The sequence below is a fragment of the Sabulibacter ruber genome (assembly GCF_017355955.1).
Taxonomy (GTDB): domain Bacteria; phylum Bacteroidota; class Bacteroidia; order Cytophagales; family Hymenobacteraceae; genus Nibribacter; species Nibribacter ruber_A.
The window spans coordinates 1-281 of record NZ_JAFFID010000113.1 but is presented as its reverse complement, the minus strand read 5'-3'; the positions used below and the strand labels follow the sequence as shown (position 1 = coordinate 281).

General features: G+C 73.0%; 1 pseudogene. It reads left to right on the top strand.

Features of this window, described 5'->3' with window-relative positions:
• Nucleotides 1-281: pseudogene (locus JT719_RS24675) on the top strand (hypothetical protein); the annotation flags it as partial.

The window sequence follows — 281 nt, the reverse complement described above, 5'->3', positions numbered from 1 at the left end:
CTATGTCGAGTTGACGCAAAAGGGCCGCATGCCGCGGCTCTCCACCCCGCGCCGGCTGGGTCCGGGGGCGGTGATGGAGATCGACGCCGCCACCCGCCGCAACCTGGAGCTGACCCGCACCATGACCGGCGAGCGGCGCGGCAGCCTGCTCGCCACCATCGACCGCACGGTGACCGGCGCCGGCGCGCGGCTGCTTGCCGCCCATCTCTCGGCCCCGCTCACCGACCCCGCCGCCATCGCCAAGCGGCTGGACATGGTCGAATACGCGCTGAACGAGGAGC